Origin of the sequence: Enterocloster lavalensis (genome assembly GCF_046603895.1) — a bacterium.
In the GTDB taxonomy this organism is placed as follows: Bacteria; Bacillota; Clostridia; order Lachnospirales; family Lachnospiraceae; genus Enterocloster; species Enterocloster lavalensis.
The window spans coordinates 4,694,732-4,708,803 of sequence record NZ_CP176637.1; the positions used below are offsets into that span (position 1 = coordinate 4,694,732).

A 14,072-nucleotide genomic window follows, 5' to 3' on the forward strand; every position below is an offset into this window, starting at 1 on the left:
TATTCATTTGGTGTGTATAATTATGAACATGACATCAGCCCCGGACCTTTGATGGGACTGGAAAATGCTTCCGGCAGCGGTTATTGGGGCTGCCGTCAACAGGACGGCGGCGAGCCGGAAACAGATTAATTATGAAGGTGAGGAAGAGATTATGATCAAAGTTGGTATCATCGGTTCCACTGGATATGCGGGCGGCGAGCTGGTACGGCTCCTGCTTCAGCGGGAGGATGTGGAAATTAAATGGTACGGCTCCAGAAGTTATATCGGCCAGGACTATGCTTCGGTTTACGCCAACATGTTCCAGTTGGTGGACGAAAACTGTATGGATGATAATATGAAGGAACTGGCCGGTCTGGTGGACGTGGTATTCACGGCCACGCCCCAGGGGCTCTGCGCATCCCTGGTGGATGAGGAAATCCTGTCAAAGGTGAAAGTCATCGACCTCAGCGCGGATTTCCGGATCAAGGACGTGGGCGTGTACGAGCAGTGGTATAAGCTGAAACACGCCTCTCCTCAGTTCATCGGCGAGGCGGTCTACGGGCTGCCGGAGGTGAACCGGGATCTGGTGAAGTCGGCCAGACTGATCGCCAACCCGGGATGTTTCCCCACCTGTTCCTTCCTGTCGGTGTACCCGCTGGTGAAGGAAGGGCTGATCGATCCCAATACCCTGATCATCGACGCCAAATCGGGTACCTCCGGCGCGGGGCGCGGGGCCAAGGTGGACAGTCTCTACTGCGAGGTCAATGAGAATATCAAGGCCTACGGGGTGGGCGTGCACCGGCACACGCCGGAGATTGAGGAACAGCTTTCCTATGCGGCAGGAAAGCCGGTGACCGTCAGCTTTACCCCACATCTGGTTCCCATGAACCGGGGAATCCTGGTGACAGCCTACGCCTCCCTGACGGGAAATGCCTCGGAGGAGGAGCTGCGGGCCGCCTACGAGAAGTATTATCAGAAGGAATATTTCGTCCGCCTGCTGAAACCCGGCGTTGTGCCTCAGACGCGCTGGGTGGAGGGCAGCAACTTTGCGGACGTGAACTTTAAACTGGACTCCAGGACCAACCGGGTGGTGATGATGGGCGCCATCGACAATATGGTGAAGGGCGCGGCTGGCCAGGCGATACAAAATATGAACCTGATGTTTGGGCTGGCGGAACATACGGGGCTCAGGCAGGTGCCGATGTTCCCGTAGAAGGGAACGGCGGGGGTGACCCCGCCAGGTGCAGCGCAGAGGCGGCCGTGGCAGGCGCAGGGCAGAAGTGACCCCGCCGGGCGCAAGAGATACGGCCTCCAGGCCCCGCAAGCCACCACGCCTCCCGTACCGTACAAAATGATACAAGGAACGAGGATTTTAAAATGGCAGGAACAATGGACGTGATCATCCGGGAGATGACCATTGAGGATTACGGGCAGGTATATGAGCTGTGGACAGAGATTAAGGGTTTTGGCATCCGCACGGTGGACGACTCCAGGGAGGGCGTGGAGCGTTTTCTGCGGCGCAATCCCACCAACAGCGTGGTGGCGGTGCAGAACGGCCGGATCATTGGAAACATCCTCTGCGGCCACGACGGCCGCACCGGCTGCTTTTATCACGTCTGCGTGGCAAACGGCTACCGCAAGCACGGCATCGGCTACCGCATGGTGCGGGCGGCCATGGAGGCGCTCCAGAAAGAGGGCGTCAGCAAGATCAGCCTGATCGCCTTCAAGCAAAACCAGGTGGGAAACGCCTTCTGGAAGGGCATCGGCTGGGTGGAGCGCGGGGACATCAACAGCTACGAGTTCATTTTAAATGAGGAAAATATCACCCGGTTCGTCCGGTAGAGCAGATTGAAAGGGATGGAAAAAAATGGGAGAGATTAGGAAAATACCCGGCGGCGTAACGGCGGCAAAGGGATTCAAGGCGGCTTCCACCGCTGCGGGAATCAAATACAAGGACCGCCCGGACATGGCGATGATCTACAGCGAGGCGGACTGTGTGTCCGCGGGCACCTTTACCACCAACCTGGTGCAGGCCGCCCCTGTCAAATGGGATAAAAACCAGGTATACGGCGGTGCGGCCGCCAGAGCCGTGGTGGTCAACGCAGGCATCGCCAACGCCTGCACCGGGAAGGAAGGCATGGAATACTGCGGCCAAACAGCAGGGGCCTGCGCGGCGGCCCTGGGCGTGCCGGAGGACAGCGTGCTGGTGGCCTCCACCGGCGTGATCGGCATGCAGCTGCCCATGGACCGCATCGAGGCGGGAATCCACGCCATGGCCCCGCTGCTCTGTGGCGGGGAGGAGAGCAGCACAAAGGCGGCCAAGGCCATCATGACCACGGACACCAAACACAAGGAGGTCGCCGTGGAATTCGAGCTCGGCGGCGTCACGGTGAAAATGGGCGGCATGTGCAAGGGTTCAGGTATGATCCACCCCAACATGTGCACCATGCTCAGCTTCGTGACCACGGACGCGGCCATTTCCAAGGAGCTGCTCCAGCAGGCCCTGAGTACGGACGTCCAGGACACTTATAACATGATCTCCGTGGACGGCGACACCTCCACCAACGACACGGTGCTGCTGCTGGCCAACGGCATGGCCGGGAATCCGGTGATCACTGAGAAAAATGAGGACTACGCCGTTTTCTGTCAGGCACTGAACTACATCAACGAGACTCTTGCGAAAAAGATGGCTGGGGACGGCGAGGGCTGCACGGCGCTGTTTGAGGTGAAAATCGTGGGCGCGGACACCAAAGAGCAGGCCAAAGTATTGGCCAAATCCGTGATCACTTCCAGCCTGACCAAGGCAGCCATCTTTGGCCACGACGCCAACTGGGGGCGTATCCTCTGCGCCATGGGCTACTCCGGCGCTCAGTTCGACCCGGAGCGGGTGGACCTATACTTTGAGAGCGCCGCGGGCAGCATGCAGATCATAAAGGACGGCGTGGCCGTGGACTACAGCGAGGAGCAGGCCACAAACATCCTGTCCCAGCCCCATGTGACGGCGGTGGCGGATGTGAAAATGGGCGGGGCAACGGCCACGGCCTGGGGCTGCGACCTGACCTTTGACTATGTGAAAATCAACGCGGATTACCGCTCATAATGAGGAGGATGAAAATGGAACTGGAGCCGGGAATTATGCACAAGGCGGCGGTGCTCATCGAAGCCCTGCCGTACATACAGCGTTTCAATCGGAAGATCGTGGTGGTCAAATACGGCGGAAGCGCCATGGTGGATGAGAACTTAAAAAAGCAGGTCATCCAGGACGTGGTGCTGTTAAAGCTGGTGGGCTTCAAGCCCATTATCGTCCACGGAGGCGGCAAGGAGATCAGCCGCTGGGTGGGCAAGGTAGGCATGGAACCCCATTTTGTGGGCGGCCTGCGGGTGACCGACGAGCCTACCATGGAGATCGCGGAGATGGTGCTCAATAAGGTGAACAAGAGCCTGGTGCAGCTGGTAAATGAACTGGGTGTGAAGGCCGTCGGTATCAGCGGCAAGGACGGCATGATGCTGCGCTGTAAGAAGAAATACTCCGGCGGCGAGGACATCGGCTATGTGGGCGAGGTGACGGAGGTGGATCCCCAGATCATCTACGATCTACTGGAGAAGGATTTCCTGCCCATCATCTGCCCCACGGGCTTTGACGAGGAGTTTAAAACCTATAACATCAACGCCGACGACGCGGCCTGCGCAGTAGCTACCGCCATGAAGGCGGAAAAGTTGGCATTTTTGACGGACGTGGAGGGCGTTTACCGGGATTTTAACGACAAGGAATCCCTGCTCTCGGAGATGACCGTGGACGAGGCCCAGGCTTTTGTGGACAGCGGCACCCTGGGAGGCGGGATGCTGCCAAAGCTGCAAAACTGCATCGACGCCATCCGAAGCGGCGTTTCCCGGGTCCATATCCTGGATGGGCGAATCCCCCACTGTCTGCTGCTGGAAATATTCACGGACAAAGGAATCGGCACCGCGATTTTCAACTCCGCGGAGGAAGAGAGGTTTTATCATGGCTGACCAGAAGGTAATCGATCAGGCGGAGCGGGTGCTCTACAAAACATACAACCGCTATCCCGTGGTATTTGACCATGGAAAGGGCGTGACCTTATACGACAGCGAGGGAAACGCCTATCTGGATTTCGGCGCGGGCATCGCGGTCATGGGACTGGGCTACGGGGACGAGGCGTTTAATCAGGCGGTGAAGGCGCAGGTGGATCAGCTTACCCACATATCCAACCTGTTTTACAATGCGCCGTCGGCCGACGCAGGGGAAAAACTGCTGGCGGTATCGCAAATGGATAAGGTTTTTTTTACCAACAGCGGCACCGAGGCCATCGAGGGCGCGCTGAAAATTGCAAAGCGCTACCATTATAATAAGCTCCACGAGGCTATGGGGGACGGGGCCGACGGCTGCGAGGATTGGGAACCGGATATGACCGGGGAGATCATCGCCATGAACCACTCCTTCCACGGCCGCAGCCTGGGGGCCTTATCCGTAACTGGGAATGCCCATTACCAGGAGCCTTTTAGGCCCCTGATTCCGGGGATCAAATTCGCGGAGTTTAACAATCTGGACAGCGTGGAAGCGCTGATCAATGAGAAAACCTGCGCCGTGATTCTGGAGACCGTTCAGGGCGAGGGTGGCATCTATCCGGCCACGGAGGAATTTTTAAAGGGCGTGCGCGCCCTGTGCGACCAGCACGGCCTGCTGATGATTTTGGATGAGATCCAGTGCGGCATGGGACGGACCGGCCACATGTTCGCCTGGCAGGGCTACGGGGTCAAGCCGGACGTGATGACCGTAGCCAAGGCCCTGGGCAACGGCATGCCCGTGGGCGCGTTTCTGGCCTGCGGTCCGGCCGCCGCGGCCATGGTGCCCGGGGACCACGGAACCACCTACGGCGGCAACCCGCTGGTGACCGCGGCCGCGGCCAAGGTGCTGGACCTGTTTGCAGAGCGCAGGATCGTGGAGCATGTGAGGGAGATCGGCGGGTATCTGTGGGATACGCTGGAAAAACTGGCGGCGGAGTGCCCGCTGGTGAAGGACCACCGCGGTCTGGGCCTGATCCAGGGCCTGGAGTTCACCGTGCCCGTGGGGCCGGTGGTGCAGGAGGCGCTGCTGGGCCAGAAACTGATCCTGATCTCGGCCGGAGCCAATGTGATCCGGTTTGTGCCGCCGTTAGTGATTGAGAAGGAAGATGTGGACGAGATGGCGCGGAGGCTTAAGGCGGCGATTGGGGCGGCGGAATCGTAGAAAAACATAAAAAACGTAAAAAACGATGATACGGAAGAGGTGAACGGCGATATCCGGCGCTAAAGTAACAGAGGCCGGGATAAGCATGAGAGATGTGGAAAACTCATGCTTATCCCGGCCTTTTGGTATGGCAGCAGGAGGCTGCAACGCGGTACGGAAGAAAAACAAAGCCGGTCGTCAGCCCCGCCCTGCGGTGAGGTTGTCCAATAGAAAATCCAGGTCCCTGGCAGACTGTTCCATCAGGTCGTAGGCGTAGTCGTGGAGGCACCAGTCCAGAATCGTGCCCCGTCCCACACGCAGAAGAAAGTCCGTGATCCCACCGGCGTTCATGGTGGAATGGAAGAGGCCTTGATCCATGGCCTGCTCCACATAGTTCAGAACCGCCAGATAGTAGGAACGGTCCTTGCGGGTGATGTAGCTGTCTTTGATGGAGAGCTGGGAGATGTAAAGCTCCTTGGCGAACTGGGCCCCGTTATCATAGATATACTGGTTCAGACTCAGCACGATGTGGCGGATGGCCTTCACTGGATCAGGCTCTTCATAGGATTCTAAAAATTCCGTCAAACCCACGTCGTAGGAGGCGAAACCCTGAGCGATCAGATCCTCCTTGGAGGAGTAGTGGTGATAGAACGCCCCGGTGGAAACCCCACTTTTTTCACAGAGCCTGCGGATGGTCAGAGCAGGGTAACCCTGCTCGCGGATCAGTTCGTACGCGGTATACAGCAGTTTTCGTTTTGTGGTCATGGCTTGTTTCTGCCGGTTGGTTAATTCCATTTTCCATCCTCCGTTTTTGTGGTGGGCAAACAGCGCTTATGGGCTATTTTAGTATAAAATGTTGAAAAAAACAAGGGAAGCGCGTTGACATTTTACCGTGGATCTGTTAAACTTCATTTCAGATAACATGTTCGGCGAACATTGATATGTGAAAGGAGAATGGAATATGAATACCAAGTATGCGGCTTTATTTGAACCGGCGTATATCGGCAAATTAAAGCTGAAGAACAAGATGGCAATGGCTCCCATGGGCCCGATCGGCTATGCGGATCCTCATTTCGCCTTCAACCAAAGGCTCCAGGATTATTACGTGGAACGGGCGAAGGGCGGGATCGGCCTGATTATAACGGGGGTCTGTACGGTTAATGTGGACGTGGAGGGGATCGGATCCCCCGGGATTCCCTGCGTTACCAAAAATCCCAAGGCATTTGTACATAACGGAAACCAGATGAATGAGCGGATTCATGCGTATGGGGCGAAGATATTTCTTCAGATGACGGCCAACGCCGGCAGAAGCACCATGCCTGGGATGGTTCAGAACTATATCGCTCCGTCGGTTCAGGAAAACCGTTTTGATCCGTCGCTCCTGCATCGGGAGATGACGAAGGAGGAAATCCGGCAGTATACGGGGGATTTTGTGAAGGGGGCGGTTATCGCCAAACGGGCCGGTTTTGACGGTGTGGAGATTCATGCGGTTCATGAAGGGTATCTGTTGGACCAGTTCGCCATCGCGTTGTACAACCACCGTGAGGATGAGTACGGAGGAAGTCTGGAGAACAGGCTGCGTTTTGCCACAGATATTGTCAGAGGGATCAAGCAGGCCTGCGGACCGGATTTCCCGGTATCACTACGGTTCAGCTTAAAGAGCTGTATGAAGGGACTGCGCCGGGGAGCGCTTCCGGGGGAGACCTATCAGGAGGCCGGCCGCGATATCGAGGAGGGAATCCAGGCTGCGAAGATCCTGACAGCTGCCGGATATGACGCCCTGAACGTGGACGCGGGCACCTACGACTCATGGTATTGGAATCATCCGCCCATGTATTTTGAGGAGGAAGGGATGTACCGCCCCTTTGGCGAAATTCTGAAAAAAGAGGTGGATGTGCCGATTATTCTGGCGGGCCGGATGGAGAATCCGGACATTGCCGTGGAGGCACTGGGGAAATCCTGCGATATTGTGGAGTATGGACGCCAGCTGCTGGCGGATGCGGACTATCCGGAGAAGCTGCGCAGAGGCCGTCTGGATGAGGTCCGTCCATGTCTGGGCTGCCACGAGGGCTGTCTGGGCCGTATTTCCAGAGGACCGGTGTCCTGCGCGGTGAATCCGGCCTGCGGGCGGGAAGCGATCTATGGGATTACGCCTGCGCCAAAGCAAAAAACCGTACTAATTGTAGGAGGAGGCGTAGCGGGCTGCGAGTGCGCCCGGGTGGCGGCTGAGCGGGGCCACAAGGTCATACTCTGCGAGAAGTTGGCGCGTCTCGGCGGAAATCTGATTCCCGGCGGCGTGCCGGAATTCAAGCGCTACGACCATCAGCTGGTGCGCTGGTACGAGCGTCAGCTGGAGCTTCTGGGCGTGGAGGTGCGCCTGGAGCAGGAGATGAACGCTACAGAGGTGGAGCAGTTCCCGGCGGACACGGTTGTCATTGCAACCGGGTCCGTACCGGTCAAGCTGCGCCAGGAGGCGCTGGCTGCGGCCGTGAGCGCGGACGACGTGCTGATGGGGAGAGTTGTGCCCGGAGACAAGGTGGTGATGATCGGCGGCGGCCTGGTGGGCTGCGAGACCGGACTCTGGCTGGCGAAGCAGGGAAAACAGGTGGCCGTGGTGGAGATGCTGCCGGAGATTTTAGGCGGACCCAAAGCGCTGCCGTTCATGAATTATTCCATGCTGCTGGATCTGATGAATTACCACGGAATAAAGATTTTAAAGGGCGCCGCGGTTACCTCCATTTGCGGAAATACCGCGGTGGTGCGGCAGGGAGAAAACACGCTGGAGCTGGAGGCAGACACGGTGATCTCGGCCGTGGGCTACCGGTCTGAAAACAGTCTGTACGAGGCGGTTAAAGGGATGGACCGTGAGATTTACAATGTGGGGGATTCCAGCCAGGTTCACAATATTATGTATGCAGTCTGGAACGCCTATGAGGTGGCAAGAAACATTTAACGAGGAGGAGAATTGAAATGGCGAAACAGTATGAGCATCTGATTATCAACGGAATCCGCTGGGTGGATTCCCTGCCGGACCACGAAGGCTCCGTGGGCGGAAAGGGATTTCCGATTCTGATGAATGGGGATTTAGTGCCGGAGGCTGAGGCCTGGGTATGCCCCACTGTATTCCAGATTACCGGGCGTCAGTCTGAGATTGTGGCTGCGGGGACCGGGGCCAAGGCCAACCCTCACATCCATGACGCGGACGAGATGTACCTGATTGTTGGTGAGAAAGGGGCTGTGGAGTTCTGCATCACTCTGGGGGACGACGTATACTATCTGGAATCTCCCAGTGCGGTGTATATCCCGGCAGGCCTGCCCCATTCCATCCGCCCCACCCGGTTTGACGAGGGCTGCTACGGCGGCTCCTGCCAGGTGTACTTAAGCAGGGATTATGTGACCAGACCGGTTCCGGAACACCCGATGAAGCTGGAAAACACGGAGCATCTGATTGTGCGGGATATCCAGTGGGTGAAGAGTCTGCCGGATCACGAAGGCTCCGTTGGGAATCTGGGCTTTCCAATTCTAATGAATGGAGATCTGGTGCCGGAAGCCAACGCCTGGGTGTGCCCAACGCTGTTTCTGGCAACTGCGCGCCAGGTGGGGATCGTGGAAGCGGGCACCGGTCCTAAGGCCAATCCCCATACACATGAGGGGGACGAGATGTATCTGATCCTCGGCGATCAGGGCGTAGTAGATTTTCAGATTACCCTGGGAGACGACGTTTACGACCTGACCTCTCCCTGCGCGGTGTACATCCCCGCCGGTGTTGTGCACTCCATCCGCGCTACAAAATTTACGGAAGGCCGCTACGGCGGCTCCTGCCAGATCTATCTGGACAAAAATTATGTAACGAAGCCGGTTTCCAAAGAATAGCTTCCGATCTCCTCCCTTTTGTCGTATACTAGTGATAAAAGGGGAGGGGCATATGAATTTTGAAGAATTTTTTAACATAATGATCGAAAGAGATATTCTGAATAGTGTAGTGCCGATTATAGTCATTATTGTTGGATGGATTCCTGGTGCCATTAAGGTATTATGTGACGCAGATAAATATTGGAAATGTTCAAAAAATATGTCAGCGCAAAACAGCTATATTAAATATTTCTGGTATATTTATGTCTGGGGACTGATAATTTTAGTTCTAGGTAGTCTATTTGCTACCGCAATCATGAATTTGATTCGAAGTCCTTTTTCAGCAAATACCAAAAGGAAGGTATATTTGGTTTTTAATATAATCAGTTATGCGATATTAGGCTATGCTTGTTTAAAGCCATTTGTGGAGGGAAAGGAATTTAAATACAAAAAGGCATATAAATATACGGCTATGATGACACAAGTGTTCGCTTGGACACCGTTTATAACAAGTGCTATGATTTGGATTGTACTTTGGAGATGGCCGAATAGGGGACTCAGCTTAATCGTCATACTATTATGCCTGGGTATTGAAGTATCTGCGTTTGTTGTCTTTGATGATAAAAGTACCACGGAGTTTCAATATGCTACTTTTTATCTAAGTGATGGCACGGTCATTTCGAAAGCGGATGCCGATACCAGTTATCAAAAGGGTAATTGGATCGTTGCAAAGTATAAAGATTCAGAAGAAGTCCGTTTTCGAAAAAAGGATGTGAAAAGAATTGAGTATTGCAATCAGAAGGAAGAGGGAGAAACTGTCTGTTAAACGGCGCTTTTTGGCGTGTCTGTTTTAGGCGATCTCCTCGATCATGTTCCAGAACCAGCTGGATTTCAGTGATCTCGCTTTTTACCTTGGCGAGATCCTTTTTAATATCAGCGGTATCGTCGCTGCTTGGTATTGACCGTCTGGCAAATGCAATTCCTCCACGTTCCGTTTCAAGTCCTGGATCATCTGGAGCAGCAGCGTTTCTGTTTTAGAAGCCCTGGCGTTTACAACCGTTTCCATCATAAATTTTAACACTTGTAAGTCTTTTTCTTCTAACATTGTTCCACACCTCCGCTCGATGGACTGTCAAAGAATATGTCTTTTAAACAGTCCCCTTCCCGCATTCCCCTCAAATCGCGTTATCATTTATCTCTTTATACAGAATAACATATTCCCGCCGCCGGAAACATAGAAATCTTCGTAAAATGAACGGCTGCCGGTAACAGCGCCTGTTCTACCGTTCATTTTGTCTGTCCATATCCAAATTCCACCAGATTCTTTAAGAATTCTTTAACTTTAATTTATAAAATGTTAGAGATTTTATAGATGAAAGATTTAACAATCTCGCTTATAATAGTGAACATATGAGATGAGTTTGTCTACCAAGCTTGTATTTGTAGGATACTTATGATATAACCGTACTAATAAGATTGGTACAGTTTAGGGAGCAGGAGGTTTGTATGGATAGCGAGTATGACAAGAAGGACCTGACGGAGTCGGAGTTGATTGACCGGCAGGTGGAGGAAATCATGACGGACGAGGATTCGGCCGATGGCAGCGGCAAGCGGAAGAAGAAACGCAGGAAAAAGGCCCGCTCGGGGGAGAAACCTTCCTTAAAAGAGCGGTGGAAGGGATACAGCAGAAAGCGCAAGATTATCACCGTGGTTGTGGTTCTGGCAGCCGCTGCATTCCTGCTGTCCCGCTGTGGCAGGGGAGAGAAGGGGCCGGTGGCCGTACCTGTGAACGTTATGTCCCTGACGCGCCAGCCCATCAAGGAGAAGCTGTCGGTCAGCGGTCCCATTTCCGGCACGGACAGCGTGGACGTGGTGTCCAATATCCACGCGGAGATCATTACCATGAATGTGAAGGAGGGCGACAAGGTCACCAAGGATCAGATTCTGGCCGTACTGGATAAGACGGATTTGGAGCGGGATCTTCAGGTGGCCCAGAACGCCTACGATCTGGCGGTAGTGAATAAGCAGGAGAAAGATAAGAGCGAGGCCCTTGGTTACGAGAAGGCCACCCAGGATTTGAGAAAGGCCCAGGCGGATTACAACCGCAACAGCGCCCTGTACGCGGCCGGGGACATTTCCCAGGTGGAGATGGAGCAGTCGGCCAATGCCTTAAACGACGCCAAACGCCAGGTAGAGGGCTACAACGTGGTGAACGGCCGGGGCGCGGCGGACGCATCCTATGAGCTGCAGGTTCAGAACGCGGCCATCGACCTGGAAAAGAAGAAGGAAGAGCTGGAGAACGCGGAGATTAAGAGTACCATCGACGGAACCGTGGTGCGCGTGAATTCCAAGGTGGGACAGTTCGCGGATAAGGTGGAGGACGACAAACCCATTTTCAGCATCGAAAACCTGGATCAGCTGGAGATGGAGATCAAGATCAGCGAGTATTCCATCGGCAAGGTGCAGGTGGGGCAGACGGCTGTCATCAGCGCTGACATCCTGGACGGTGAAACCGTTGAGGGCGAGATCATAAAGATTTCCCCCACCGGCGAGGAGAAGGGCGGCGGCTCCACGGAGCGCGTGATACCAACCACCATTCGAATCGACGGCTCGAATTCCAAGCTGATCGCAGGGATCACAGCTAAGGCGGAGATCCTGATCCGGGAGTCTGAGGATGCCTTTGTGGTGCCGGTGACCTCCCTGATCGACGACGGCGAGGCGACTTACATAGCGGTTGTGGAGGAGCAGAAGGTGCGCAGGATTCCGGTGACCCTTGGCGTGGACGGCGATGTGAACGTGGAAGTGATTCCCGCGGACGGCTCAGAGTTCACGGAAGGGATGCAGGTCATCCTCAATCCCGGACCCATGACGGTTGACGGGGCTCTGGTGACAGTTCTGCCGCAGATGTAGGAGGCCTTATGAAAAAGAAAAAATGGGGCTTTAAAAAAGTGGACGGCGGCCTCGAGATTTCAAACGGCGGAGAGGGGAACAAAAAATGGGGCATTATGCTCGGACTCCCCTACATCGGCGGTTCTGTGGGCCGGTACATACGCAGAAGGAAGAAGGACCTTTTGAAGGCCTCCGCCAGCGACCCGGACGGGCCGCTGCTGCGCCTGGAAAATCTGGTGAAGATTTACGACACCGGCGCCATCAAGGTGCTGGGCCTTAAAAAAATCAACCTGACCATTGGCCGGGGCGAGTTTGTGGCGATTATGGGCCATTCCGGTTCCGGCAAGTCTACGCTGATGAATATTCTGGGCTGCCTGGACCGCCCCACCCTGGGGCATTATTACCTGGACGGCCACGACACGGCTTCCATGACGCCGGATGAGCTGTCGGACATCCGCAACCGGAAGATCGGCTTTGTGTTCCAGTCCTTCAACCTGATTTCCCGCACGTCGGCTTTGAAAAATGTGGAGCTTCCCATGACCTACGCCAGAGTGCCGAAGGCCAAGCGGCAGCAGCGGGCAAAGGAGCTGTTGGAGCGGGTGGGGCTGGGAGAGCGCCTGGGCCACATGCCCAACGAGATGTCCGGCGGACAGCGCCAGCGCGTTGCCATTGCCAGGGCGCTGGCCAACCAGCCGCCCCTGATTCTGGCCGACGAGCCAACGGGAAACCTGGATACGGCCTCGTCCATTGAGATTATGGAGCTGTTCCGGGAACTGCACCAAGAGGGGGCCACCGTGGTGGTGGTTACCCATGAGGAGGACATCGCGGCCTTTGCGGACCGGATCATCCGGTTTGGCGACGGACAGCTTTTGAGCGATACGATCAATGATCATCACCAGGAGGAGGGGGAGACATGCTGATTGAAAATATGATGATGGCATTTTCCGCCATCCGTTCCAACAAGATGCGCTCCGCCCTGACCATGCTGGGAATTATCATCGGCATTGGCTCGGTTATTTCCATCGTGTCCATCGGCGATACCATGCGGAAAATGTTTTCGGATCTGTACAAGGACGTGGGAATCACCCAGGCGTACATTTCCATCGGCTACTGGGTGGACGACGTGCGCCAGAGCGACTATTTTACGCTGGACGAGATGGAGCGGGCCAAGGAGGCCTTCGGCGACAAGATCGCCTACATCGACAGCAGCGCCTACACCTCAGCTGAGGCCACTCACAAGCGGACCAAGGTGAATTTTGATTACAACGGCATCGATTACAATTACCAGGACGTACAGCCGGTGAACGTGGTGTACGGCCGTTACCTGAACGAGGGCGATATCCTGGGCCGCAAGCGGAACGTGGTGATGGACACGGACAGCGCAATGAAGCTTTTCGGCGTGGAAAATGCCGTTGGCAAGACCTTCCGCACCACCCTGTACGGTTCCACCGATGAGTTCACGGTGGTGGGCGTTTACCGAAAGGAAATGAATGCGTTCCAGGCCCTGATGATGGGCGGCAGCTCGGATAAGGGGTCGGCGTTTATCCCTTACACCCTGCTGACCTGGCCCAACGACTATTTTTACCAGCTCCATGTGTACGCGGCGGACGATGTGGACCTGGACCTGTTCTTTGAGCAGTTCAAGGCTTACGCGGCCAAGATGCACGGCCGGGAGCCGGAGGATATGTACATGTACACGGCCATGCAGGAGATGACCTCCGTGGATACCATGATGGGCGGAATGTCCATGGCGGTGGGCGGAATCGCAGCCATTTCCCTGCTGGTTGGAGGCATCGGTATCATGAACATCATGCTGGTGTCTGTGACGGAGCGGACCCGGGAGATCGGTATCCGAAAGGCGCTGGGGGCCAGAACCCGGGACGTGCTGATCCAGTTTCTGACCGAGTCGGCTATTCTGTCGGCATGCGGCGGTATTATCGGCATCCTGATCGGCGTGGGCCTGGTGACGGCCGGAGGCGCGGCTCTGGGGATGTCGGTGGTGGTGAAGCCCAGCGTCATCATTATCGCGGTATCATTCTCCGCGGTGGTGGGCATTTTCTTCGGTCTGTACCCGGCTTCCAAGGCGGCCAAGGCTGATCCCATTGACGCGCTGCGCTATGAGTAA

General features: G+C 55.5%; 13 protein-coding genes. 11 read left to right on the forward strand and 2 right to left on the reverse strand.

What is annotated here, in order from left to right; all coding sequences use genetic code 11:
- Positions 1-151: 151 nt before the first annotated feature.
- From argC to ACK2JC_RS21010, 5 genes are all read left to right on the forward strand, one after another.
- Positions 152-1,192, forward strand: a complete 1,041-nt coding sequence (gene argC, locus ACK2JC_RS20990; protein WP_320938244.1) for an N-acetyl-gamma-glutamyl-phosphate reductase — start codon at positions 152-154, stop codon at positions 1,190-1,192.
- Between the two features lie 164 nt (positions 1,193-1,356).
- Positions 1,357-1,821, forward strand: a complete 465-nt coding sequence (locus ACK2JC_RS20995) for a GNAT family N-acetyltransferase (protein ID WP_368272381.1) — start codon at positions 1,357-1,359, stop codon at positions 1,819-1,821.
- Between the two features lie 25 nt (positions 1,822-1,846).
- On the forward strand, positions 1,847-3,079 hold the full coding sequence (gene argJ / locus ACK2JC_RS21000; RefSeq protein ID WP_320938246.1) for a bifunctional ornithine acetyltransferase/N-acetylglutamate synthase: 1,233 nt from the start codon (positions 1,847-1,849) through the stop codon (positions 3,077-3,079).
- Positions 3,080-3,093: 14 nt separating this feature from the next.
- Positions 3,094-3,990, forward strand: a complete 897-nt coding sequence (gene argB, locus ACK2JC_RS21005; RefSeq protein ID WP_276953766.1) for an acetylglutamate kinase — start codon at positions 3,094-3,096, stop codon at positions 3,988-3,990.
- Positions 3,983-5,227, forward strand: a complete 1,245-nt coding sequence (locus ACK2JC_RS21010) for an aspartate aminotransferase family protein (RefSeq protein ID WP_320938247.1) — start codon at positions 3,983-3,985, stop codon at positions 5,225-5,227. Before argB ends, ACK2JC_RS21010 begins: the two co-directional genes overlap by 8 nt.
- 177 nt (positions 5,228-5,404) lie before the next feature.
- Here the strand turns inward: ACK2JC_RS21010 and ACK2JC_RS21015 are convergent, their stop codons facing one another.
- Positions 5,405-6,001 (reverse strand): TetR/AcrR family transcriptional regulator, encoded by a 597-nt coding sequence (locus ACK2JC_RS21015; RefSeq protein WP_118756000.1) that lies wholly within the window; start codon positions 5,999-6,001, stop codon positions 5,405-5,407.
- A gap of 166 nt (positions 6,002-6,167) precedes the next feature.
- Here ACK2JC_RS21015 and ACK2JC_RS21020 point away from each other — a divergent pair, with 166 nt between their 5' ends.
- The 3 genes from ACK2JC_RS21020 to ACK2JC_RS21030 are packed head-to-tail and all read left to right on the forward strand — an operon-like array spanning position 6,168 to position 9,884.
- A complete protein-coding gene (locus ACK2JC_RS21020) occupies positions 6,168-8,159 on the forward strand; it encodes an FAD-dependent oxidoreductase (protein ID WP_320938248.1) in 1,992 nt (663 codons plus the stop codon).
- Between the two features lie 17 nt (positions 8,160-8,176).
- Positions 8,177-9,079 carry a hypothetical protein gene (locus ACK2JC_RS21025; protein ID WP_320938249.1) on the forward strand — a complete coding sequence of 301 codons (903 nt, stop codon included), beginning with the start codon at positions 8,177-8,179 and terminating at the stop codon, positions 9,077-9,079.
- 52 nt (positions 9,080-9,131) lie between these two features.
- Entirely contained in the window at positions 9,132-9,884 is a 753-nt protein-coding gene (locus ACK2JC_RS21030; protein WP_118755998.1) for a hypothetical protein, read from the forward strand.
- A gap of 81 nt (positions 9,885-9,965) precedes the next feature.
- Here the strand turns inward: ACK2JC_RS21030 and ACK2JC_RS21035 are convergent, their stop codons facing one another.
- On the reverse strand, positions 9,966-10,163 hold the full coding sequence (locus ACK2JC_RS21035) for a hypothetical protein (RefSeq protein ID WP_320938250.1): 198 nt from the start codon (positions 10,161-10,163) through the stop codon (positions 9,966-9,968).
- 401 nt (positions 10,164-10,564) lie between these two features.
- Here ACK2JC_RS21035 and ACK2JC_RS21040 point away from each other — a divergent pair, with 401 nt between their 5' ends.
- From ACK2JC_RS21040 to ACK2JC_RS21050, 3 genes are read left to right on the forward strand one after another with little or no spacing between them, the layout of a single operon-like run.
- Positions 10,565-11,968 (forward strand): efflux RND transporter periplasmic adaptor subunit, encoded by a 1,404-nt coding sequence (locus ACK2JC_RS21040; RefSeq protein WP_368271194.1) that lies wholly within the window; start codon positions 10,565-10,567, stop codon positions 11,966-11,968.
- An 8-nt stretch (positions 11,969-11,976) separates the two neighbouring features.
- Positions 11,977-12,867, forward strand: coding sequence for an ABC transporter ATP-binding protein (locus tag ACK2JC_RS21045; RefSeq protein WP_302325633.1), 891 nt, complete (start codon positions 11,977-11,979; stop codon positions 12,865-12,867).
- Positions 12,861-14,072 carry an ABC transporter permease gene (locus ACK2JC_RS21050; protein WP_227167899.1) on the forward strand — a complete coding sequence of 404 codons (1,212 nt, stop codon included), beginning with the start codon at positions 12,861-12,863 and terminating at the stop codon, positions 14,070-14,072. The genes ACK2JC_RS21045 and ACK2JC_RS21050 overlap by 7 nt, the downstream gene beginning before the upstream one ends.